General features: G+C 33.2%; 1 pseudogene. It reads left to right on the top strand.

Going from position 1 to position 798, the window contains the following annotated elements:
• Window positions 1–132 precede the first annotated feature (132 nt).
• Window positions 133–798, top strand: a pseudogene (locus DWZ63_RS01805) (IS3 family transposase); the annotation flags it as partial.

The following is a 798-nucleotide window of genomic DNA, read 5'->3' as shown; positions in this document are numbered from 1 at the left end:
AAACTAACAGAAGCTATATACCTTGAAACTGCAAATAAAGACAGAAATATGAGGGAACAAGGTGGACGCCGGCTTAATGTTAGCGGTGTGCTGAGACACTTAGGCGTCTCTAGAAGTTGATATAATACTTGGAAAAACAGGATTCCAAGTAATAGGGAGCAACGAAAAAACAAAATAAAAGATAAGATATGTGATATTTATGATGAATCACACCAAAATTATGGTGCTCCCAAAATAGCAAAGAAACTGAAAGAAGAAGGTGAAACAATAAGTGAAAAGACAGTAGGTAATTATATGCGTGAAATGGGGTTAAAGGCACAATGGATTAAGCCTTATACCATAACAACTATAGATTCAGATTTCAGCGAAGAATATAAAAATATACTTGATGAGCAGTTTAACCCAGATTTTCCAGATGCAGTATGGTGTACAGATATTACATATATTTGGACATATGAGGGATTTGTGTATTTAACAAGTATAATGGACTTATATTCAAGAAAAATAATATCCTGGGTGTTAAGTGATACCCTTGAAACAAAATGGGTTGTAGAAGCTGTCAATAAGGCTAAAAAAGTAAGAAATGTTAGCAAGCCATTAATTCTGCATTCAGATCGTGGCAGACAATATACAGCTAAAAATTATGCAGATGCAACATCAGGAATGACACTAAGTTACTCAAAGAAAGCGTATCCATGGGATAATGCATGTATTGAATCTTTCCATTCATTACTTAAAAGAGAATGGATAAACAGATTTAAGATAACAGACTATAATCATGCATATAAACTTATTTTT

This window comes from Clostridium sp. AF34-13, assembly GCF_003477845.1.
GTDB lineage: Bacteria > Bacillota > Clostridia > Lachnospirales > Lachnospiraceae > Butyribacter > Butyribacter intestini.
The sequence above is the reverse complement of the archived record's forward strand: the minus strand, read 5'-3'. Positions and strand labels throughout refer to the sequence as shown.